Annotated in this window: 2 protein-coding genes; both read left to right on the top strand. The window is 72.4% G+C overall.

Annotation, left to right across the window (positions count from 1 at the left end; genetic code table 11):
• On the top strand, positions 1 to 230 hold a 230-nt coding region (locus ABD327_RS28655), incomplete at its 5' end, for a hypothetical protein (RefSeq protein ID WP_344454811.1).
• 69 nt (positions 231 to 299) lie between these two features.
• Entirely contained in the window at positions 300 to 1,457 is a 1,158-nt protein-coding gene (locus tag ABD327_RS28650) for an acyl-CoA dehydrogenase family protein (protein ID WP_344454808.1), read from the top strand.
• Positions 1,458 to 1,486: the final 29 nt, after the last annotated feature.

Raw genomic sequence — 1,486 nt, 5'->3', positions numbered from 1 at the left:
CCCCCGAACGGCTACCCCTGGCCGTCGCCTGGACGGGCACGGCCGCCGCCGCGGCCGTGGCGGTCAGCGCCCTGGCCCTCGCCGCCGCCTCGGCACTGGCCGCGAACTGGCTCCTGACCGCGCTGACCGTCGTCCTCGCGCTCGCCTCGCACGCCGGCATCGCCTCCTCCGCCCGGGCGTGCCGCCACTGCGCCCTCCTGCCCGCACCGGACTCCGCAGCCGTGACTTAGGCTCCCCAGGGCACGGAAGGGCCGAGAGCGGGCGGACCGCCCGGTTCTCCGCGGAGGGAGAGGAACGGCATGGGCGGGCTGGGCGAGGAGGAGAAGGCGGTCGTCGCGACCGTCCGCGAGTGGGTCGACCGGGAGGTCAAGCCGGTCGTGCGGGAGCTCGAGCACGCCGACGCCTACCCCGAGGAGCTCATCGAGCAGATGAAGGAGCTCGGGATCTACGGGCTGGCCATCCCCGAGCCGTACGGGGAGGTGCTGGTCTCGACGCCCTGCTACGCGCTGGTCACCGAAGAGCTGTCGCGGGGGTGGATGAGCCTGGCCGGGGCCATGGGCGGGCACACCGTCGTGGCCAAGCTGCTGCTGGCCTTCGGGACCGAGGAGCAGAAGCAGCGATATCTGCCGCGCATGGCGACCGGGGAGGTCCGCGCGACCATGGCGCTGACGGAGCCCGGCGGCGGCTCCGACCTGCAGGCCATGACGACGACCGCCCGCCGCGACGGCGACGGGTACGTCGTCAGCGGTTCCAAGACGTGGATCAGCAACGCGCGGCGCTCCCGGCTCATCGCGCTGCTGTGCAAGACCGACCCCGAGGCCGAGCCCGCCCACAAGGGCATCAGCATCCTGCTCATCGAACACGGGCCCGGCCTCACCGTCTCCCGCGACCTGCCCAAGCTCGGTTACAAGGGCGTGGAGTCCTGCGAACTCGTCTTCGACGGCCACCGGGCCCCCGCCGACGCCGTGCTCGGCGGGGTCGAGGGCAAGGGCTTCGGCCAGATGATGAAGGGCCTCGAGACCGGACGGATCCAGGTCGCCGCCCGCGCCCTCGGCGTCGGCAGGGCGGCCTTCGAGGACGCCCTGCGCTACGCCCAGGAGCGCGAGAGCTTCGGCAAGCCGATCTGGAAGCACCAGTCCATCGGCAATCACCTCGCCGACATGGCCACCAAGCTCACCGCCGCCCGCCAGCTCGTCCTGCACGCCGCCGAACGGCTCGACTCCGGCGAGCGCTGCGACATGGAGGCCGGCATGGCCAAGCTCTTCGCGTCCGAGACCGCCATGGAGATCGCGCTGAACGCCGTGCGCGTCCACGGCGGCTACGGCTATTCCACCGAGTTCGACGTGGAGCGCTACTTCCGCGACGCGCCCCTCATGATCGTCGGCGAGGGCACCAACGAGATCCAGCGCGACGTCATCGTCCGGCAGCTCATCAGCCGGGGCGGCCTCGAGCCCTGAGCAGCCCCCCGGCGCACCTCGTCGACGAC

The organism is Actinocorallia aurantiaca (assembly GCF_039533685.1).
GTDB classification, from domain to species: domain Bacteria; phylum Actinomycetota; class Actinomycetes; order Streptosporangiales; family Streptosporangiaceae; genus Actinocorallia; species Actinocorallia aurantiaca.
The sequence above is the reverse complement of the archived record's forward strand: the minus strand, read 5'-3'. Positions and strand labels throughout refer to the sequence as shown.

Bases quoted from the DNA above. Each gene is read 5' to 3' on its own strand.
- ABD327_RS28650 (WP_344454808.1), top strand. From the start codon at position 300: ATGGGCGGGCTGGGCGAGGAGGAGAAGGCGGTCGTCGCGACCGTCCGC.